Here is a 21,283-nt window from a genome sequence, read left to right as displayed (position 1 = left end):
CGGTTACTGACGGGACAAATCGGACCAGGTTAACCATGGGTCCGGTGTCACAGGCGAAGCCGCCTGCCACAGCAGGTGAAACTGACCATCCGCACCGATGCGCGCCAGGCGTGGCGTCAGGCTGGCATGGTTGTTTTCGCGATTAATCCGGGTTACCCCGTTCGGCGCATCCAGTTCATAGCCGTAAATCGCTTCCTTTACCAGCGCAGGATCATCGCTACCACTGGCCTGGATACCTCTGGCCAGGAAATGGCCGCTCATCCATGCCGCCTCGGCATCGACAGTCGTGGTGGCCTGTTCGCCGAAACGCTGGTGATACCGGGCGACAAACTGTTCATTTTGCGCGTTGGCGATGCTATGAAAATAGACCGCTGATACCAGGCAACCTTCCAGCGCTTCAGCCCCGATCATCGCCACTTCACGCTCACACAGGGTCAGGCTCAGGCGCGCGGGAGCCGCTTCACGCAGGAAAGGATGTTCCGGCATCATCGTTTTCCACAATTGGAAGAAGCGATAAGCAGAGATGCCGACCAGCGTGATCAGAATCACCGGCGGACGACGCGCCAGGATGTCCTGAATAATTGGCAGCACATCGGTTTCCCCCAGCGGCAGGAACTCGCTGGCGATCATTTTTCCACCGCGGGCTTCCAACGTTTCGCGCGTAATGCGGTCGATCTCTTCGGACCAGATATAGTTAGATCCGACGTGATAAACCTCGCGCGGATAATGTGCGAAGACATAATCCAGCATCGGCAGGACATGCTGATTAGGGGCCGCCCCGAGATACATCACATGGTCGCTGCTTTCAAATCCCTCGTAACGTGCGGTGTGCCACAGCAGGGCGTTTGCCCCCTCCACCAGCGGCAGGATCAGTTTGCGCGACGCCGAAGTGTAACAACCGACAATATGTTTCACGCCGTGACTGTGCAGCAAATCACGGCAATAGCGATAGTAATTCTCCAGCTGGCAGCCGGGATCGCAGACGATCGGTGCGAGGGAAAAGTCCAGGCTATCATCGGCGTTGACCTCTTCAATCGCCAGCATGATGCCGTTCAGCATCTCGCGGCCAATGCTGCCATAGTGCCCGGACACCGAGTAGAGAATGCCAACCGGAATAGTGGACTTACACCTGCGCTCACGCGGTGTGAAAGGGGCTTCTTTTGCTGACATGCGCGTTCTCCTCTCCATTAATCCGCTTCTGCCACCGTGATCAGCAGGGGGTAATAATGTGGCTGACGCATCGCCACCAGATCTTTACGGCGCACCACATTGGTGGGATAACCGGAAGCAAGATTGCTGGTATCGATGTCGAGTAACGCCAGGCCTTCGGCATCCGTGATCAGCGTTTCCTGCCGTGGCCAGGCGAAGGTGTCCGGGCCAAAATTGCCGCTCAATCCACTGGCATCGGCATTGGCATAACTGAGATAAACATTGTTTTCACCGGCTCTGACACGGGGTAACAGCCAGTGGTAATCGCAGGCCGCCGTGGATATCGGAAAATTATGCGGTACTGCGGTTCCCGGATGGGGCATCGAAGGCGGCAACGCCAGCGTGGCCGGACAGGCGATAATATCGCAACCCTGCATCGATAATACCCGTCCCGCTTCGGGATACAGCAGGTCTTCACCCAACAGGAGCCCCACGCGGCCACAGGGGAGGTCAAAGGTTTTCCAGCAATCACCGGCACGCGCCCAGTCGCGGGTGGCATCACTGAGGTGGGTCTGCCGATAGTGCCCGACCAGGCCATCAGGGCCGATCAGCAATGCGCTGTTGTAGCAGTTATTTTCGTCATCTTTCTCTGCCATCCCCAGCACCAGATACAGGCGCAGGCGAGCCGTCAGTGCCATCAGGTTATGAATGGCCGGATGCTGCTGAGTAATGGCGCTCTCTGAGGAAAGATAAGGCCCGGTCAGGCTGTATTCCGGCAGGGTTAACAATTCCACGCCAGCCTGTGCGGCGGCAGTGGCCCAGTGGGTGATGGTGGTCAGATTGCTTGCTACGTTGCTTACCGGGGTAAACTGCGCCACGGCGATACGCGAGCGTTTGCCCGTCGGCAGCGGGAATTTATCGTAAAGCCGGAAGAAATCAAGCGGATTCCACATAAAGGTGTGCGTCATTAAACTTTTATACAACTCCGGGCGACGGCGGGTTAACTGCGGGCGTAGCGTCACTTCCGGCAATAATTCGCCATACACAATGCCATCACCACTGTCTCGCCATGCCTGAACGTTGCCATCCGGATCGATGATGCAACTGCCGCCGCTGAACTGAACGCCACGTTCGGCACCCCAGCGGTTGCTTTCAATCAGATAGCAGCCATTTTCATAGGCGCGATTGATCCAGTAAGGTGCCGGGGTACGTTCCGCCAGCCAGTTACTGATGTGGCAAATCACATCGGCCTGTTGCACACAGGCCAGCCTTGCCGTTTCGATAAAATGGATGTCCATGCAGATCAGCAGGGCGATATTACCGATCGGCGTGGCGAAGACCTGATGACCGAGATCGCCATTGGCGGCCCATTTAGGTTCTGAGATATAAGGATGGGTCTTGCGGTGTTTACCGATGACACCCTCAGGGCCGATCAGCACCGCGGTGTTGTAATACAGGTCGGTAACGCTATCCACTTCCGGCATACCGAGTACCAGATAGCAGCCATAGTGGGCAGACAGTTGCGTAAAGCGTGCGGTAGTCGTACCGGGTACGGTCTCGACAAAGTCAGCCACTTCTTCCCGATCCATCCAGCAATAGCCCGTGGTGCCCATTTCGGGCATGACAATCAATTGAGCGCCATTACGTGCCGCCTCTTCCACCAGGGCGCACAAACGTTGAATATTTTCTTCTTTGCGGAATTGCTGCGGTTCAAATTGAATCGCCGCAACGGACAGGTGCTCTTTAATCATTGTCTTGCTCCTTGAGAAAAAAAAAGCCCCATTGCCGGTTAAGGACAATGGGGCATCTTTGCCTGGTCGTATGCTGATAACTTAGCTATCGACGTCTGAAAACGTTTGACTCTGCGATGATTTTTTTAAGCAAATTAAGTGCCATATTTAATATTCATTAAAAATCATTCGGTTATATATTCTCATCAGGCCCAGCGTTTTTCATGAGCACAGAACTGGTGCAAAAAAGCAGCGAAATGCATCAGGCGGGTGCGAATGATTTTTTAACGCACAATGTCAGAAACGGCAGCATGGCGACCGTTTTTGCGCATCTTCGCACTGGCAATTTTTTCGATATCCTCCAGCGCGACACCTTTGGTTTCCGGGACAAACTTCACCAGGAACAGATAGCAGATCACATTGAAGCCCACAAATATCCACATCGAAAACGCCCCGTAAAAGTGGCTTTGCAGCCAGGCATTATCATTAACGATCGGGAACAGCAGCGTAATGATGAAATTCGCCACCCACATCAGGCTCACCGCCAGACTCATGCCGACGTTGCGGATTTTCTCCGGGAAGATTTCAGCAATCAGCACCCAGGCACCGGCACCCCAGCCCATTGCAAACGACACCATAAATAACAGAATGCCGAACACGGTTAAGTAGCCGGTATCCTGGCTGTATAAACCCCACGAGGCGATAAGCAGGCCGAGTGTGGCACCCGCAGTACCGATTTTCATGATCGGCAACCGGCCATAGCGATCAAATAAATTCATGCCGATAAAGCCGCCGACACCATTGGCCACGGCGATGAAAATCGTCTGGAACAGCACCGCATCTTTGCCGGAGGATCCCTGTTCCAGCACCAGTGGTGCGTAGTAGTTCATCACATTGATACCGGTGAACTGCTGAAGCACGGCAATCATCACGCCCACCGCCAGAATAAATTTGAGCACTGGCGTGTCAGGCAGGCTGCCTTTAATTTTGGCTCCGGTGTTTCTCGCCTGCTGGGCGGCAAAGATTTGCTGTGCCTCCACGCTGTTGAATTGCGGGTAGATGCGGCTATACAAGCTAATCGCCCGGGCGCTGTGGTTATGACGCAGATTCCACTGCGGTGACTCGGGCATGAGGGTACTGAGCACCAGCATGATCACCGAAGGCACCAGCTGCGACCCCATCATCCAGCGCCATCCCTGATTTTGCATCCAGTTATCATCCATACCGCGGGCAATGGTGTAATTGACGATAAAGACGCCCAGCACGCCAATGACCATCGCCAGGTTAAACAGGCCCGAACATTTTGCCCGGATGGCGGTGGGGGCGACTTCCGACATATACATCGGGGCAATGGTACCGGCGACGCCGACAGCGAACCCGCACAGGATGCGTCCGGACCAGAACACTTCAAAGGAATCCGTCAGGGAACAAAGCAGTGATGTAGCGATAAACACCAGCGACGACAGCAACAGCGCAGGGCGGCGTCCCACTTTTTCGGCAATGGTCCCGGCCAGCAACGCACCCACCGTCGCCCCGGCGATAATGCTGGAGACCGCCCAACCCACTTCGGCGGGTGACAGAGCGAAATACATTTTAACCGGTGAAATTGCGCCAGAGATGACGGCGGTAGAATAACCGAACATCAGGCCCCCGAGGGAAGCACAGCAGCATATGAGATACACATAGCCGGCATTAAATTTTTGTTCGTAGGACATCGCAGAACCTCTGAGCTATCAATGATGCATTAGTGATCATCTTTACTGTCTCACGCTGCAACTCAAATGATCATATTTGTATCAATTTTATGATCGCTCTCACAGGAATGAAATGAAAATGCCATTTGTGTATTTTTTAAAACATTCATTTGGGTAGTATCGGGATCAGCTTCTCCACTTATCAGGCGGGGCGCAGGTGCCATTGCCCGGCCTGAAAGTTTTCATTCAGTCCCTGAGAGTCAGAGGAAATAAAATGATTACGTCACTGCATGGTATTTCGACAATGCACGGAAATTTGATTAGTGATATACGCTTAGCCAAAGAGGCGGGATTTAATTCGCTGGAAATATTTTATCCAAAATTTGTCCGTTATCTGGAAAATGGCGGAACGATTGAGGTGTTAAAAAAACAAATCCATGACGCGGGTCTGACGGTATCTTTTCTCAGCGCCCTCGATCATATCGAACGTTTCGAACAGGACGATCGTGCCGCGCTGTTGGCCGAAGCAGAGAAAATTACCCAGGAAGCGGTGCAGTTAGGCACAGACACGGTGATGGTGCTGCCGAGAAACGGTATCGACCAATTCTCCGATGAAAAGATCATGAATATTATGACGGACAATATCGCCGCGATAGCCAGCATCGGTGAGCGTTACGGTGTGCGTTATATGATTGAATTACCGGCGTTTACTAAGTTCAGAACCCTTCAGCAAGGCCTTGAGGTGATTGAGCGTGTCGGTAAAAATAACGTCGGTATTGTGGTCGATTTCTGGCACTTCTACGCAGCGGGATGTACCCCTGAGGAAGTCAGTCGTATGAATAAAGATCATATTTTCGGCGTCCATTTCTGTGATGGATTCGTACCGAAAAATGAAAGCGACAGCTGGGATGAAACTATTCTGCGCTCCTGTATGCCGGGTGAAGGCGAGATTGATTTGCAGCAATGGTCAGATGCGGTTAAAGCCACCGGCTATGACGGTGCCTGGTCTGTTGAATTAATCAGCCCGGCCATCTGGGAAAAAGATCCGGTTATTACCACAAAGACGCTGTGTCATTCCCTGAAGCAATACGCCGCTTAATCGTCATTATTTCTGTTATCGAACATCCGGGATTTTATATTCCGGATGTCTGACTATGGATGAGGAACATTATGACTCAGGTAAAAAACAATCAACTGCCAATCGCTATCAGCCCATTATCCTGGGCCAATGAAGTGATTGCGGAATTTGGTCAGGATGCCACCGCAGACATGTGCCTCAGCGGTGCGAAAGTTGCGGGTTACGACGGTGTTGAAATGAGCCGTTTATTTCCGCATACGGCAGTGGAGCTGACTGCATTGCTTCAGCAGTACCCGCTGAAACACGCATCCGGCTGGCACAGCGGCTTCCTGACGCAGCGTAGTGTCGATGAAGAACTGGCCGCCGTTGCGCCTTTTGCCACCCTGTTACGCGACACCGGTGCCAGCGTCATGGTGTACGGTGAGTGCGGCAACATGCCGGACAATGCGCTTGATATTGCGATGAGCGGGCGACTCACCCTGACAGCTGCGCAGATCGGCGCTTATGGCGACAGACTCACGGCATTTGCCAGCGAGCTGCAGTCCCGTTATGGACTGGGGCTGGCTTACCATCATCATCTGATGATGGTGGCGGAACAGCTGGATGAAGTCAGGGCGGTGATGGCGGCAACCGGCCCTGTCGTCGGTTTATTGCTGGATACCGGCCATGCTTTCTCCGCGGGTTTTGATTATCAAATCCTGCTGGAGGAGTTTGGTGAGCGGATTAATCATATCCATCTGAAGGATATCCGCGCCGACGTGTTGCAGCAGGTACGTCGGGATGATCTCAGCTTTAACGATGCGGTGAGAAAGGGGATGTTTGCCGTACCGGGGGATGGCGCGATTGATTTTGCCCCGCTGGCGCAGTTTGTGCGTGCAAGCGGCTATCAGGGCTGGATGGTGGTGGAGGCCGAACAGGACCCGTCACTGGAACCCCCGGAAATCACTGTTGCCCGGGCGCGTCAGTTTATCCGTCACACGTTTGCCATGTAAAAAATGCCCGGCATTGCCGGGCATCTGATGAGCATCATGGCAAGGCGTAAGCCATAACGTAGTCTCCGCGATTTTTGTTAGTGCCGGTGCGGGTCGCACCACCATCAACCACCACCACGTACTGTTTACCATCCTTGCCAATGTAGGTCATGGGCACACCCTGGCCACCCACCGGCAGGCGCGAACGCCACAACTCTTTACCGGTATCGTTATCCAGCGCACGAATAAAGTAATCGAGCGTGCCGTGGAAGAAGGTCAGTCCGCCGCCGGTGACTAACGGGCCACCCAGGGTTGGCATGCCAATCGGAATATAAACGTGTGGCACCACACCTTCACCCGGGAAGATGCCATGAATCGGTGCATCCTGGATACTGCCCATCGGCACCTGCCACTTCGTTTTACCCGTCGCCAGATCGATGGCGGTCATGCTGCCGAATGGCGGTTTGAAGCACGGCGTGCCGAGTGGTGACAGGAACATTGAACGTTCCACTCCCCATGGCGTGCCTTTTTGTTCGGAATATTCACCTTCCGTTGACGGCACCAGACCGTGTTGCGCGGCTTCCTCTCGTTTGATGAACTGCCCCCACATCGCCATGCGAATATCATTGACGATTAAGGTACCGGTTGAGGCATCCAGCGCACCGCCACCCCAGTTAAAGCCACCGTAATAACCCGGCCAGATCAGGGTACGTTGTTTATCAGAAAGCGGAGTCCACTCGCCTTCCCAGCGCATTTTCTTAAACTCGATGCGGCAGTAGAGCTGGTCGAACAGCGTGGCACCCCAGGTATCGGCTTCCTTCAGCGGCTCGACGCCGACGGAAATCGCCGAATAGGGTTGGGTATCAGCCACTTTCATGCCTGGCATAGCATCGGTCGGGACCTTGCGGTACTCCACCGGTGCTACCGGTTTACCGTCACGGCGATCCAGCATAAATACCTGACCGCGCTTGGTCAGCTGGATCACCACCGGTGTGGTGCTGCCGTCTTTATTCGGCAGATCGTACAGAATCGGTTGTGATGAAACGTCATAGTCAAACTGGTCATTATTGGCCGTACGGAAGTGCCAGCGCAGTTTGCCGGTTTTCAGTTCGATAGCGACGATAGAGTCGTTAAATTCATCCGAGTAGGGGTGACGATTGCCGGTCCAGAAATCCGGTGTCTGGTTGCCCGTGGGGAAATAGGCCAGTCCGAGTTTCGGATCATAAGACGCGGTACCCCAGAAGTTCGGGGACTCCGGTGCATAGTGCTGACCGGGTGGCAACGGGGTGCTGTCGTCAGGTCGTGCCGGATCGAAGGCCCACAGCAATTTACCGCTGCGCACATCAAAACCGCGCACTACGCCGGAAGGTTCGCCGGTAGACATGTTGTCGTTCAGTTTGCCGCCCACCATGATCACGCCATCAGCCACCAGCGGGGCGGATGTCAGGTAATACGAACCTTCTTCCGGGCTGGAACCAATATCAGCGGTCAGGTCAACATAACCTTTGTCACCAAAATCTTCGCAAAGCTTGCCTGTTTCCGCATCCAGCTCGAACAGGCGGCCATCGTTGGTGTTGCTGACGATACGCTTGCGACAGGTTGCCAGCGGGGCAGCATCCGGGGTGGGAGCTGGCATGGCTGACAGATCGGCATAGCTAACGCCACGGCAGCGTTTCCAGCCTTTGTTGCTGGCGGTTTCCTTCATGTTCGGGTCGAAACGCCAGCGCTCCTTGCCGGTGGTGGGATCCAGTGCAATCACCTTATTCAGCGGGGTGCACAGGTACATCGTATCTTCAATTTTCAGCGGTGTGACCTGATACTCGGAACCATCAATCGCCAGATCGCCGGTGCGATAACTCCACGCCAGCTGCAAATCTTTGACGTTGGTCTTGTTGATTTGATCAAACTGCGCGTATTTGTTGCCACCCAGATTGCGTCCCCAGGCGGGCCAGTCTTTGCCATCGGCTTTCCCGGCCTCAGGATGAATCACTTTGGCGCTGTCGCCAGAAGCTTCAACCTCAGCGTGCGGCACGAACATCCCGGCAAGTAACGCCACGAAACTCACGGCATAGACACCGGCAACCGCGAAGGCAGCTTTGGTACTGACCGGCTGGCTGCCATCTTTGCGATGCAAATGAGGCACGCAGACTGAGACAAGTACACCAAACACCACAAAGACAATGACGCGGGGCAGGAACTGCCAAAAGTCAGTGCCGGTTTCCCACAACGCCCATATGACAGCAATCAGCGTCATCGCCAGCGTTAGCGACCAGGCAATAAATTGCCTGCGGAGCAGTGTCCAGCCTGTTAGCAGCCAGACGATCCCGGTGAAAAGGTAAAACCATGAGCCGCCGAGTACCGCAAGATACCCACCGCCTGCGCCCAGCGCGAGTCCTGCCAGAGCAATCACGACGCCGATCAGGGGAGGTAACCATCCCATTTTTCTCATTTTAATATGCCCAGTTAACGATAATGATGGAGGCTAAACATCAGCCAGATAACCTGATCGCCTTTGAGAATTATTCTCACATGAGGCGAGGTGGCGATTTTAGATCATAATGAGAACAAAATGATACAAATATGTCTCAATTAAATAACAAAATGAGGCAAAGGAGGTATCATTATGAATCATGGGGTTTTCCGGAGACTTCCGGGTAACAGATGGGTTAACATCGGCAGGAATGGACCACTGAAGGCAGGCTATTGTTTATGAACCGTAAACCCACCATGAAAGAGCTGGTCGCGGCAACGCAATTGAGCCGGGCAACTATCGATCGTGTCCTCAATCATCGACCCGGCGTCAACCCAAAAACGGTTGAAGTTGTCCAGCGCGCTTATTCCTCATTACTGGTCCAGGCGGCGGGTGGTGTGCAACTTGCCTCAGTGACACAACAAGCCAGTTTCTCGGTGGTGGTGCAGGCCAGCGAGGAGTACAACGAATCGGTGATCGCCACGGCGCAGAAGATCAAAAATCAGCTGGATGCGCGCAATGTCAGCCTCGATATTACCAGCTGTTCCGATGTGCAGGACGACGATGTGGTGCGTCTGCTGTATCAGCAGGCGGAACATGCGGATGGCATTGCTGTGGTGGCGAAGAACACCCCGATCATCAATGCCGCGGTGCAGAAACTCAGGCAGCAGGGGAAGCATATTGTTGCGTTAGTCAGCGATCTCGATCCTGATGCCAGGGATGCCTATGTCGGCATCAATAACCGCGCAGCCGGGCAGGCGGCGGGCTTTATCCTCGGCAGGCATTTACAGCATGACACCCATGCGAGCGTAGCGGTGATTGTCGGTACGCTTTCCTACAGTTGCCACGATGACCGGGAAATTGGTTTTCGGGCGCAGATCAGGAAAACCCTGCCTTCAGTGAGCGTGGCAGAGGTGATTTCCGGCAACGATAACACCCAGCAAACCTACGATGCTGCAGTGCAACTGCTGCGTAACGATCCTACTCTGCGCGCTGTCTACAATGTTGCCGGGGGCAACGCCGGGCTGGCTGCGGCGCTGGATGAATGCCAGAGTGCCATCCGACCAATTGTGATCACCCATGAAATTAATAAGGTGACGGAAAAACTGATTCTTGCCGAGAAGATCGATTACATCTTGTCCCAGGATATCGCGAAGTTGTTACTTGAAACCGTTGATAAGCTGGCGGCGATGAAAAATAACCAGGCTTTTGCTTCCCATACCTTTTTACCGATAGAAATCCTCACCCGCTTTACGCTACCGGCGTTGTAATGTGCAACGGCAGGCCCTCTCTGCCGTTTCAGCTGTTCCCCAATAATTAACCTCCTTTAAGGGTGTTTTAAGTTTCACTCGTCATCATAGCGACAATACGCTGATGGGGAGTGCCATGATGACTGACACATTAAACGAACTAAAAACTAAAGTTCCGCAGGTTACCCTGTTGTTTTGGGTGCTAAAAATGATGTCAACAACGGTGGGGGAAACCGGGGCTGACTGGATTAACTTTGGTTTAGGATTTGGACTGACCCATACCTCAATTATTGCCGCAGGTCTGTTTGTCGTTACGCTGTTGTTTCAGTTGAAATCAGACCGTTATATTCCATGGCTTTACTGGCTGACTGTGTTGCTGGTAAGCATTACCGGCACGCTGATTACCGACTATTTAACCGATCAACTTCAGGTGCCGCTACTGTATTCCGTTGCCATGTTTGGCTCGGCATTAGTAATGGTGTTGATGTTCTGGCATCGCACCGAAGGCACACTGGAATTCACCACTATTAATACCACTGGCCGGGAGCTGTATTACTGGTTAGCTATCATGATCACCTTTGCTTTTGGTACGGCGCTCGGGGATGCTCTGGCAGAAAAACTGGGACTGGGATATTTGTCCACCACGTTGGTCTTCGCGGTATTGATTGCCATCTGTTGCTTCCTGTGGCGGCTGGCGGTGTTCAGTAGTGTGGCCTGTTTCTGGACGGTGTATGTCCTGACACGCCCGCTCGGTGCGTCACTGGCGGATTTATTCTCGCAACCGATTAAAGAGGGGGGGCTGGGATACGGCACGACACCGGTGAATATTATTTTCCTGATTGCCATGGTGATTTTAATTAGCGTGTCCAGCATGTCTTACCCGACATCGCGCAATACACCGCACGCCTGAATTTACGGGGATAAAATATGCTACAACATCTGTTGGACTTTATCTCGGGCAATCATATTGTCGATATGGTGAATGCCGACCCGGTGATGGTGATCGCCATTGTTGCTGCCATTATCTTTTGTGAAACCGGGTTGGTTATTTTACCTTTCCTGCCGGGTGATTCCTTATTATTTACCCTGGGTGCTTTTTTACCGGCAACTCATCTTTCGCCACTGCTGATTATACTGGCGCTGATGGGTGCCGCTTTCCTCGGTAATACGCTGAATTACCATATTGGGAAAGGCCCCATTGGGCGTTTTATCCTTCACCGCAAATGGGTAAAAGAACAACACCGTTTAAAAGCAGAAACCTTCTTCGAGAAATATGGCAGCGCGACGGTTTTTATTAGTCGCTTTGTGCCGATTGTTCGCAGCCTCGCGCCTTTTATGGCTGGTTTATCTTCAATGCCACGCACGAAGTTTCTGCTGTGGAATCTGGCCGGTGCGATTGCCTGGTGTGGCGGGTTTGTCACCCTGGGATATTTTCTCGGTGATTTGGCCTGGGTACGCGACCATCGCGAATGGCTGGCGCTACTGATCGTTGCATTCTCGTTGCTGCCGGTGGTGTCGGCGTTTCTGCGCCCGGCAGCACAGGATCTGCCATGAGAGTGTTGCTGGTCGAAGATGACCGCATGATTGGCTCTGCGGTCGAGGCGGCACTTAAGGATGCCTCGTACGCTACGGACTGGGTACGTGACGGTGCGCAGGCGTTACTCAGCCTCGAAACGCATGACTACGATCTGGTGCTGCTCGATCTCGGCTTGCCTTGCCGTAACGGTTTTGAGGTGCTGCGCGAGGTGCGCGGGCGTGGCAATCCCGTGCCGCTGGTGATTGTCACCGCGCGTGATGCGCTGGAAGACCGTTTGCAGGGACTGGATTCCGGCGCGGACGATTACATCTTAAAACCCTTTGAGATGAGCGAACTACTGGCGCGCGCCAGGGCAGTGATGCGGCGTAAAGCGGGTCACGCCACTCCGCTATTAAGCAACGGCATCCTCGTGCTCGATCCCGCGACGCGTGAAGTGCTGCATGTCGCCAGCAATCAAAGATACAGCTTATCTGGCAGGGAATATGCCCTGTTGCAGGCGTTGTTGATGCAACCTGGCCAAATCTTCTCTCGTAGCGAGCTGGAAGGAAAAATCTACGGTTGGGGTGAGGAAGTGGAAAGCAACGCGGTGGAGTATTTTATCCATGCGCTGCGCAAGAAATTGGGCAGTGATGCCATCAGGAATATCCGGGGCGTGGGATGGAAAGTCTCAAAAAACGACTGAGCGACTCGGTGCAATTTCGCCTGTCTTTTGTCCTGTGTATGGCGATCGGCGGCATAGCCCTGCTGAGCGGCGTGCTGGGCTTTCTCTCCGCCTGGGATGAAGCGCATGAATTGCAGGACTCCTCGTTGCAGCAAATTGCCAGCCTTGCCAAAGACGGCATGCTGACACCACGCAGCAGCAGTTTTATCAGCCCGCCGCTCCAGGATGAGGAAGCCTCGCGCATCCTGGTGCATTTCATCATGCCGGGTGATCAGGCACCGGATCGTTTTGGCTGGCCGCGTCAGTTGCCTGCGGGATTCTATACGCTGCCGATTGATCACCACAGCTACCGCGTGCTGATTGAGGATGTGCATGATGGCATCCGGCTGGCGGTGGCGCAGCGTGCTTCCGTGCGCGAAAGTGTTGCGCTGTGGTCAGCCCTGCGCACCCTGGTGCCGTTCTGCATTCTGTTTCCTGTGCTGCTGTACCTGGCGGCCGATCTGGTCAGAAAGATTTTCCGTCCGATACGCAAACTGGCTGAAGATGTGGACCGGCAAAATGATGATCTCAGTATCGCTCTGAGTAATGAAGCGATGCCACGGGAGATCACCCCGTTTATCACTGCGATTAATCGCCTGCTGAAACGTGCGGCTGAATCGGTGGAGCTTCAGCGTCGTTTTGTGGCGGATGCAGCCCATGAGCTGCGTTCTCCGCTGACGGCGCTGATGCTCCAGGCCGAACTGCTGGCATCTGTCGCGATGCCAGACGAGAGTCGTCAGCGGCTGACGAGTTTGCGCGCAGGGATGAAGCGGACAGCCTGGCTGGTAGAACAATTACTTAGCCTGAGCCGGGCACAGGGCGGTGAAATTGCCAAAATTCCTGCACCGGACGATATCGCGGTGTTTGACGTGGTGAAGCAGGTGATATCCGATTTGCACCCGCTGGCGGAAAAGAAATCAATCGATATCGGGGTGGTAGGCGAGAGTCAGGCAAAGATCGCGGCTCATCCCTCGGCGCTGTATACCGTATTACGCAATATCGTACATAACGCGATTCAATATACGCCTGCGGAAGGCAGGATTGATATTGGTATTAATAATAATGATGCTTTCGTCTTTATTGAGGTTGAGGATTCCGGCCCCGGAATCCCTGCCGATAAAAGAGAAAGGGTATTTGATGCATTTTATCGTATAGAAGGCAGCGATGTAACGGGCTCTGGGCTGGGTTTATCCATCGTTAGCGCTATGGTGGCGCGCATGAAAGGGGAAGTAAAACTTACTGATGCAACTCAGGCTATTTCCGGGCTGAAAGTCAGTATTACTTTGCCATTATCTTAATATCCACAAGGAGAACACGATGTTTCTGACTTCTGAAACGGCAGGAAAGATTAACGACACCCTTTTTCTGCTGATTAATGCGCCAGTGCATGCATCATCCTTAATGCTGACCATAGGTAATGCCTGTGCAGCCTGGCTGGTTTTTATTTTCCCTCTTGCGCTACTTATTTACTGGTTCAGTTTTAAAACGGAAAAACAACAGGTGGCGTTACTGGCGCTGATATCCGCTTTACTGGCGTTGTCGGTAAATCTGGTGATTGGGGATTTCTTCCCGCATCCGCGACCATTTATGGTACCAATTGGTCACACTTTTATTAGCCATGTGGCTGATTCTTCGTTCCCGAGTGACCATATGACGCTGGCCTGTGCCGTCGCCTTTAGTTTCCTGTTAGGGCAACGGATTTATACCGGGGTCAGTCTGTTGCTGTTAAGCCTGTTTATTGCCTGGGGACGGATTTATATGGGTGTGCATTTCCCGGCCGATATGCTGGGTTCGGTATTGGTCGCCTGGTTCTGTTCATGGGGTGTGAAGAAAGCAGAGTACATCCTGATTCCGCTGTTTAAGCAGTTGTATCGACTGAATGATGCTATTTTTGGTTACCTGCGAAATACCCGCGTAAAACATTAATGAGTTGTAGCGGCGCAATTTATCGCGCAATAAATTACGCCGCTACGGATTTAATTACTGACTTTTTTGATGATAAACCGGCGAACTGACTGATTTATCGGTCATCGGATGCAATGCATCGTCGTTATTATAATGGTGGAAGGGTTCCGCATCACCCATATTGATTTTGCTTTCCTGCAAATCGAACGGGTAATTTTCATGGGTTTTACTGGGGTTGGGATGCCAGCTGGCTGGCGTCAATAGCCAGGTATTGGCGGTGCGTTCGACACCGGTATTGGCTTCTACCTGAGTAACTGCCAGCAAAGATAATGCGCCAAGTACAATAGCAATGAGTTTCTGTTTCATAGGGTCACCTCGTGATTTAACGATTACTGTTTTGTTTACAGCATCATTTTCTCACGCAGGTGGTGACCCGACTGCAACGGGGAGATGACAATTTTGTCAGGCCGGGGTATCCGGTAATATCAGGGTGAAGGTACTGCCTTTATTCAATTCGCTTTTAACACTGACTTTACCGCCGTGTAATTCAGCAATGGTTTTTACGATGGCTAAACCCAGCCCGGTGTTTTCCGCGCTGCTTCTCGATTCATCTGCGCGGTAAAAACGCTCAAATAAATGCGGAATATGTTCAGGTGCGACACCTTCACCATTATCCGTTACGCTGAAATACAGCCAGTCATTGTCCCGCCGTGCGCGGAGAATAATATGCCCACCCGATGGCGTATAATGCAGCGCATTGGATAACAGATTAGCCATAGCGCGCTGAAAATGCAGCGGATCGGCAGCAAAGGTTAAGGCACCCTGCTGGGTCAGGGTAATATTTTTTTCTTCTGCCAGAATCTCGTAAAAACCCGTCAGGCGTCTGAATTCTGTTTCGCTATTTAACGTCTCTTTCTTCAGTGGTTCACGGCTATTATCGGCACGCGCCAGAAACAGCATCGAAGAAATGGTGCGCGACAGCCGTTCACCTTCTTCCACTATCGCCTCCAGCGTTTCCTGATATTCCGTCGGGTTGCGCGGCTGATTGAGCGTGACGCTGGCGGCAGAAATCAGGTTATTGATCGGGCCGCGCAGTTCATGCGCCAGATCGGAGGAAAAGCGCGTCAGCTGGGCAAAAGATGCCTCCAGCCGGGTCATCATGCTATCGAATGATGCTGCCAGCACCACCAGTTCTGACGGCCAACGCTCGATGGAAAGCCGGGTATGCAGCTCCTCAACATTGATGTTCTCAATCCGGCGACTGATCACGCGTAAGGGCTGCAATCCCCGGCGCGCCAGGCCGTAGCCACAGGCAGCAAATAGCAGGATTGCCAGCGCGGCGGCGATTTGCATCCGCGCCCAGTAGTTCTCAATGATTTCATTGTTGCGGGAAACATTCAGCGCCGCCTGCACGGTCCAGAGTTCTTTGTCTTTCAGGGTGAAGGTGGTGGCGGTGATCAGGTATTTTTCATGATGATCGCCATCACGATGCCGCCAGCTGGAGTAATTGAAGCGGGTTGTGGGAGCAGGGTAATTGGCTTCAGGGACGCGCATGTTCTTCGATTGCGACCAGATCTTGCCATCCGGACTGATAATGCGCAGCGACAGGCGATCCTGCTCGGCGATAAATTCAAACAGCTCGTTTTGCCACTGCTCCTGTGGTCCCTGGCGTTCACTGATGGTGCTGGCAATTTCCTTTTGGATCTGTAAGGTACTGCGCAGTTCATTGACATCTTTGGTATTCAGCTGATCGCGTAAGGTTTGATACAGCAATCCGGAAACGCTATACAACACAATGGCCATCGCCACGGAAAAGAACAACGTCAGACGAACGGTGATCGGGACATTACGGGGTATCAGCATGCTCTTGTTCTTCCAACACATAACCTGCGCCGCGAATGGTGTGCAGCAGTTTTACATCATAGTTATCATCAATCTTACCGCGCAGACGCCGTATCGCCACATCAATCACGTTAGTTTCCGGGTCGAAGTTCATATCCCACACCTGCTCAGCTATCACCGTGCGCGACAATACTTCGCCGCTGCGCCGCATCAGCAGGCTTAGCAGCAGGAATTCTTTTTGTGTCAGTTCGATACGGTTACCATCGCGGGTCACTTTGTGTTTAACAAAATCGAGCACCAACCCGCCAATCTGTAATTGCGACTCGTCACTGACCACCACACTGTTGCTGGTCTGGCGGCGCAGGATTACCCGCGCACGGGCCAGCAGTTCGCTGAAGGAAAAAGGTTTGATCAGATAATCTTCTGCACCCAGCTCCAGTCCTTTGACGCGGTCCTCGACATCATCACGCGCGGTGAGGAACATCACCGGGGTGGGGCGTCCTGCCTGACGCGCCATTTCCAGTAGCTTCCAGCCATTGATGCCTGGCAGCATCACATCAAGGATCGCCAGGTCATAATCGTTGGTCAGCAGCAGATGCAGGCCATCGATACCGTTGGCTGCCACATCCACCACAAAATCGTTCTCTCTTAAGCCCTTGGCGATGTAATCCGCCGCCATGCTTTGATCTTCTACTAACAACAGTCTCATGGTTCCTCCGTCGCATGGGTCAGTGCGTCCAGACGGGCACCCGTGCGGTCAAACAGCAGATACAGCACTGGCGTAATAAATAAGGTAATAAACTGCGAGAACACCAGCCCGCCCACCACCGCCACACCCATCGGCTGGCGCAGTTCGGCACCGGCACCCCAGCCGCAGGCAATGGGCAAAGCACCCATAATGGCGCACAGGGTTGTCATCATTATCGGCCGAAAACGCTGCAAGCAGGCCTGAATAATGGCGTCATGTGCACTCATACCCTGTTCCCGCTGCGCTGACAGCGCGAAGTCGATCATCATGATGGCGTTCTTCTTCACGATCCCAATCAACAGCAGAATACCAATCATGGCGATAAAGGTCAGATCCAGCTGCATCAGCCGCAGTGCCATTAGCGCCCCGACCGCCGCCGAGGGCAGACCCAGCAAAATGGTCACCGGATGGATCCAGCTTTCATACAGCATACCCAGAATCACGTAAATCACCGCCAGCGCCAGCACAATCAGCCAGACCTGGCTGGTCTGTGACTGTTGGAACAACGCCGCCTGTCCGGCATAGCTGCCAAACACGGTGGACGGCAGATTGATATTATTCTCCGCCTGAGTGATGGCCTGGGTGGCATCCGACAGGGACTTGCCCGGCGCCAGGTCAAAGGAAATGGTAATCGCAGGCAGCTGTCCCTGATGATTCACCGCCGTGACACCCTGTACGCGACTGATATGGGTAAAGGTGGAGAGCGGCAGCAGGTCATTGGAGGAGGAGCGGACGTAAATCTGTGACAAATCGCTCTCGTCCTGGCGGAACGGCTGCTGCACTTCCATGATCACTTCATAGCTGTCTTCCGGGGCATAAATAGTGGAAGCCTGCAAGGTACCGAAAGCGTCGTACAGATTGTTGCGGATCTGGTCCACATCCACGCCAAGCAGCGAGGCTTTGTTGCGGTCGATGGTCAGCTGCGCCTGCAGGCCATTAAGCTGGGCATCGCTGTTGACGCCAACAAACACGCCGCTTTTGTTCATCTCCGCCATCAGCTGGTTGGTGTAATCATTCAGGCTCAGGCCACTGCTGCTACTGACAGATTGCAGGGTGTACTGGTAAGTGCTTTTTGCCGAACGGCCACCCACTTTGAAGTTCTGCACCGGGCTGAAGTACACCTTAATGCCGGGCAGATAGCGGGTTTCGCTGCGCAGCTGCTGCAACACCTGCGCCATCGCCGGGCGCTGGCTTTGATCCTTCAGGGTCAGATTCAGCTGGGTCGTGTCGTGGTCCACTTTGGTCACAATGGTCTCGACCGCGCTGTCTTTCAGCAGGGTGTTCCCGAGCTGGAAAGCCACGTTCTTGCGTGCGTCGTAGGACATATCCTGCGGCGTATCAATATTGGCCGTCACCTGGCCGATATCCTCCTGGGGAAAGAATCCTTTGGGGGCGCTGACATACAGCCAGGCAGTCAGTGCCACCGTCAGTGCTGCCACCGACAACATAACCGTGCGGTGATCCACTGCCCAGTTCAGACCCTGGGCATAGCGCTGCCGCAGGTTTTCAAACATCCGTTCAAACAGCTGGCTCCAGGCCGGTTCCGGTTTATCCTGATGGGGATCGTGGCGAAACAGCATCGGTACTAACAACGGAATGATGGTCAGTGACGCCGCCGCAGAAACCAGAATGGCGAGGGACACCACCCAGGCAAATTCGTGAAACAGCAGGCCCATGGTGCCGGGCATAAAGAAGATCGGGATAAACACCGCCACCAGCGAAAGCGAGATCGATACCACCGTAAAGCCGACCTCTTTAACCCCTTTCAGCGCCGCCTGCTTAGGTTCCATCCCTTCCTCGATATAGCGCATGATATTTTCCAGTACCACGATGGCGTCATCGACCACCAGGCCGACGGCAATCGTTAGCCCCATTAGCGAGATATTGTCGAGGCTCAGGCCAAAGGCGTACATCAGGGCAAAGGATCCCAGCAGCGAGATGGGCACGCTGAGCGCCGGGATCACCGTGGCACGTACATGGCGCAGGAACAGCAGAATCACCATGATCACCAGTGCGATGGTCAGCAGCAGGGTGATATTGACATCGTGGATCGCGTTACGAATCGAGATAGAACGGTCATTAAGCAGCTGCATATGCACCGATGACGGCATCTGCTGCTGCAATTTTGGCATCAGCTGTTTAATGCTATCCAGCGTCGCCACCAGGTTGGCACCTGGCTGGCGAGTGATGCTGAGTACGATAGCGGTGTGATTGTTGACGGCGCTGTGGCTGAGGGTGTTTTCGATGCTGTCCTGTACGCTGGCGATATCAGAAAGGCGCACCGGCTGACCGTTGCGGGTCGCTACCACCACATTGCTGAAATCGCTGGCATTACGCAGATCGCCATTGGTCTGCAACATCATCATCTGCCGTTTGCCATCCAGCTCGCCTACCGGCGAATTGTCATTGGCTGCTTTCAGCGCGGTATGGAGTTCTTCCAGCGTCATGTCCGTGGCGGCGAGTTTGGCCGGATCGACTTCGACACGCACCGCATAACGTTTCTGGCCGATGACTGTTACCTCCGCCACCCCCTTGATCATCGACAGCGAGGGTGAAATCAGATCGTCCGAGTAGCGGTTAAGGTCGGACAAGGTCATCGACGGGGAGTCGAGACTGATCTGCGCAATCGGCGCGTCTGCCGGGTTAACCTTTTTAAAGGTTGGCGGCGTGGTCATTTGCGACGGCAGTTTTTTTAACGACTGGTACAACGCCGCCTGCACATCCACCGACGCCGAATCAATGTTCACCGAGGGATCGAATTCCAGCACGATGGTGGTCGCGCCTTCCAGGTTGGTCGAGGTCATCATCGCCACACCGGGAATGGTCGCCAGGTTTTTCTCCAGCGGCGTGGCAACCGAGGAAGCCATAGTTTCCGGACTGGCACCAGAAAGTGACGCGTTGACTTTAATGGTTGGCGTATCGAAGGTCGGCAGGGCGGCCACTGGCAGATTATTCCAGCACACCACACCCGCTACCATCACGGCAATCCACAACAACAGCACGGCGATGGGCCGCTGCAAACAGAGTTCTGAGAATTTCATGGTTGCATCATCGCCTTATCAATATTGCTGGCGATCTGCACAGCGGCACCAGGGCGCAGATTATTGGCACCTTCATTGACGACACGGGTTCCCTGGGTAATGCCGGTGACTACCGCTAACGCCTGCTGGATACGCAGCAGCGTTATCGGTTGCACCACCGCCCGATTTTGCTTGTCGATCACATAAACAAAATGCCCATCCGGTCCGTTCTGCACCGCCTGCGGTGGCAGCACCACGGCGTCCGGGGTGACACCTGCATCCACCTTCACATTCTGGAACAGGCCCGGCCACAGCAGCGTATTGCTGTTGCTGAACTGGGCTTTGAGGGTGATAGTGCCGCTGGCGGTGCTGACGCTGTTATCGATGAAATCCAGCTTACCGGCGGTCGGTGTACCGCTGGCATTCTCGACCCATACGGTCACCGGCCCCTTTGCCTGCGCCATCAGCACGGGTTTCAGGTCTTTTTCCGGCAAGGTAAAGGACACACCAATCGGATCGAACTGCATCAGCGAAACCAGTGGCAGGGTGCTGCCGGGTTGCACCAGACTGCCCGGATGGACATTGAGCGCGCCGGTTTTGCCGTTGACCGGCGCGACGATACGGGTGTAGCCGAGCGTCACGTCGGCGGTCTGCACATCCTGCTGCGCCGCTTTGTACTGCGCCTGATACTGCTGGACGTTACTTTGCAGCGTGTCCCAGTCAGACATGGAAATGTAGTTTTTCGCCTTCAGCGCCCGACCACGTTGCAGGTCATTTTGCGCTTTGACCAGCAATGCTCTGGATTCGCCGAGTGCCGCCACGGCGCGATCGTAAGCTGCGCTCTGGCTGGCATTGTCGAGAGTGAATAGCAGCTGTCCGGCTTTCACAAAATCTCCTTCATGGAAAGCCACCGTCTTCACCGTGCCGGTAATCTGCGCCTGAATATCGACCTGATTCAGCGCGATAATATGGCCCTGGGTGTTCAGGGTGATGGGCAGTGGTTTGACCGTGGCGGTCACCATGCTGACTAACGCCGGGGTGTTGGCAGGTTTCATTGCCGCATCGGCCTGTTGTCGGGGCCAGAAATACCAGCTGCCGCAGCCAATCACCAAACCGGCGATCAGTAATAACGTTCCTTTATGTCGAAGATCCATGGTGCCTCAAAGCGATAAACTCATTTGTGCCAGTT

The 21,283-nt window shown here is 53.8% G+C and carries 17 protein-coding genes; 8 read left to right on the top strand and 9 right to left on the bottom strand.

Going from position 1 to position 21,283, the window contains the following annotated elements; genetic code table 11:
* Positions 1-3: 3 nt before the first annotated feature.
* The 3 genes from AC6I8X_RS24700 to AC6I8X_RS24690 form a co-directional block, all read right to left on the bottom strand.
* Complete coding sequence (locus AC6I8X_RS24700) at positions 4-1,170, bottom strand: transporter substrate-binding domain-containing protein (protein WP_497841493.1); 1,167 nt, start codon at positions 1,168-1,170, stop codon at positions 4-6.
* A gap of 17 nt (positions 1,171-1,187) precedes the next feature.
* Positions 1,188-2,900: a nitrilase-related carbon-nitrogen hydrolase gene (locus tag AC6I8X_RS24695; protein ID WP_497841492.1), complete on the bottom strand. Its 1,713-nt coding sequence runs from the start codon at positions 2,898-2,900 to the stop codon at positions 1,188-1,190.
* Positions 2,901-3,163: 263 nt separating this feature from the next.
* A complete protein-coding gene (locus tag AC6I8X_RS24690) occupies positions 3,164-4,594 on the bottom strand; it encodes a sugar porter family MFS transporter (protein WP_497841491.1) in 1,431 nt (476 codons plus the stop codon).
* Between the two features lie 253 nt (positions 4,595-4,847).
* Here AC6I8X_RS24690 and AC6I8X_RS24685 point away from each other — a divergent pair, with 253 nt between their 5' ends.
* The gene (locus AC6I8X_RS24685; RefSeq protein ID WP_497841490.1) at positions 4,848-5,672 is read left to right on the top strand and encodes a sugar phosphate isomerase/epimerase family protein; all 825 of its coding nucleotides are present in this window, start codon (positions 4,848-4,850) and stop codon (positions 5,670-5,672) included.
* 71 nt (positions 5,673-5,743) lie between these two features.
* The gene (gene iolE / locus AC6I8X_RS24680; protein ID WP_497841489.1) at positions 5,744-6,643 is read left to right on the top strand and encodes a myo-inosose-2 dehydratase; all 900 of its coding nucleotides are present in this window, start codon (positions 5,744-5,746) and stop codon (positions 6,641-6,643) included.
* 34 nt (positions 6,644-6,677) lie between these two features.
* On the opposite strand, the gene AC6I8X_RS24675 is transcribed toward iolE, so the two are convergent.
* The gene (locus tag AC6I8X_RS24675; RefSeq protein WP_497841488.1) at positions 6,678-9,071 is read right to left on the bottom strand and encodes a membrane-bound PQQ-dependent dehydrogenase, glucose/quinate/shikimate family; all 2,394 of its coding nucleotides are present in this window, start codon (positions 9,069-9,071) and stop codon (positions 6,678-6,680) included.
* Positions 9,072-9,331: 260 nt separating this feature from the next.
* Here AC6I8X_RS24675 and AC6I8X_RS24670 point away from each other — a divergent pair, with 260 nt between their 5' ends.
* The 6 genes from AC6I8X_RS24670 to AC6I8X_RS24645 all read left to right on the top strand — a co-directional run bounded on the left by AC6I8X_RS24670 (position 9,332) and on the right by AC6I8X_RS24645 (position 14,505).
* Positions 9,332-10,363: a substrate-binding domain-containing protein gene (locus tag AC6I8X_RS24670; RefSeq protein WP_497841487.1), complete on the top strand. Its 1,032-nt coding sequence runs from the start codon at positions 9,332-9,334 to the stop codon at positions 10,361-10,363.
* Positions 10,364-10,481: 118 nt separating this feature from the next.
* Positions 10,482-11,252: a COG4705 family protein gene (locus AC6I8X_RS24665; RefSeq protein ID WP_313684785.1), complete on the top strand. Its 771-nt coding sequence runs from the start codon at positions 10,482-10,484 to the stop codon at positions 11,250-11,252.
* A gap of 17 nt (positions 11,253-11,269) precedes the next feature.
* The gene (locus AC6I8X_RS24660) at positions 11,270-11,896 is read left to right on the top strand and encodes a DedA family protein (RefSeq protein WP_313684787.1); all 627 of its coding nucleotides are present in this window, start codon (positions 11,270-11,272) and stop codon (positions 11,894-11,896) included.
* Positions 11,893-12,561 carry a response regulator transcription factor gene (locus AC6I8X_RS24655; RefSeq protein ID WP_497841486.1) on the top strand — a complete coding sequence of 223 codons (669 nt, stop codon included), beginning with the start codon at positions 11,893-11,895 and terminating at the stop codon, positions 12,559-12,561. The genes AC6I8X_RS24660 and AC6I8X_RS24655 overlap by 4 nt, the downstream gene beginning before the upstream one ends.
* Positions 12,537-13,877, top strand: a complete 1,341-nt coding sequence (locus AC6I8X_RS24650) for a sensor histidine kinase (protein WP_313684791.1) — start codon at positions 12,537-12,539, stop codon at positions 13,875-13,877. Before AC6I8X_RS24655 ends, AC6I8X_RS24650 begins: the two co-directional genes overlap by 25 nt.
* Before the next feature lie 19 nt (positions 13,878-13,896).
* The gene (locus tag AC6I8X_RS24645; RefSeq protein ID WP_313684793.1) at positions 13,897-14,505 is read left to right on the top strand and encodes an undecaprenyl-diphosphatase; all 609 of its coding nucleotides are present in this window, start codon (positions 13,897-13,899) and stop codon (positions 14,503-14,505) included.
* Positions 14,506-14,559: 54 nt separating this feature from the next.
* Here the strand turns inward: AC6I8X_RS24645 and AC6I8X_RS24640 are convergent, their stop codons facing one another.
* The 5 genes from AC6I8X_RS24640 to AC6I8X_RS24620 all read right to left on the bottom strand — a co-directional run bounded on the left by AC6I8X_RS24640 (position 14,560) and on the right by AC6I8X_RS24620 (position 21,248).
* The gene (locus AC6I8X_RS24640; protein WP_313684795.1) at positions 14,560-14,850 is read right to left on the bottom strand and encodes a hypothetical protein; all 291 of its coding nucleotides are present in this window, start codon (positions 14,848-14,850) and stop codon (positions 14,560-14,562) included.
* Positions 14,851-14,946: 96 nt separating this feature from the next.
* Positions 14,947-16,347 (bottom strand): heavy metal sensor histidine kinase, encoded by a 1,401-nt coding sequence (locus AC6I8X_RS24635; RefSeq protein WP_313684797.1) that lies wholly within the window; start codon positions 16,345-16,347, stop codon positions 14,947-14,949.
* Positions 16,331-17,035, bottom strand: a complete 705-nt coding sequence (locus tag AC6I8X_RS24630) for a heavy metal response regulator transcription factor (RefSeq protein WP_313684799.1) — start codon at positions 17,033-17,035, stop codon at positions 16,331-16,333. The genes AC6I8X_RS24635 and AC6I8X_RS24630 overlap by 17 nt, the downstream gene beginning before the upstream one ends.
* A complete protein-coding gene (locus tag AC6I8X_RS24625; protein WP_497841485.1) occupies positions 17,032-20,115 on the bottom strand; it encodes an efflux RND transporter permease subunit in 3,084 nt (1,027 codons plus the stop codon). The genes AC6I8X_RS24630 and AC6I8X_RS24625 overlap by 4 nt, the downstream gene beginning before the upstream one ends.
* Positions 20,112-21,248, bottom strand: coding sequence for an efflux RND transporter periplasmic adaptor subunit (locus AC6I8X_RS24620; protein ID WP_497841484.1), 1,137 nt, complete (start codon positions 21,246-21,248; stop codon positions 20,112-20,114). The genes AC6I8X_RS24625 and AC6I8X_RS24620 overlap by 4 nt, the downstream gene beginning before the upstream one ends.
* Positions 21,249-21,283: the final 35 nt, after the last annotated feature.

This window comes from Pantoea sp. X-Soil-TKNS-1280 (assembly GCF_059730475.1).
This window is presented reverse-complemented; position numbering and strand designations above follow the sequence as displayed.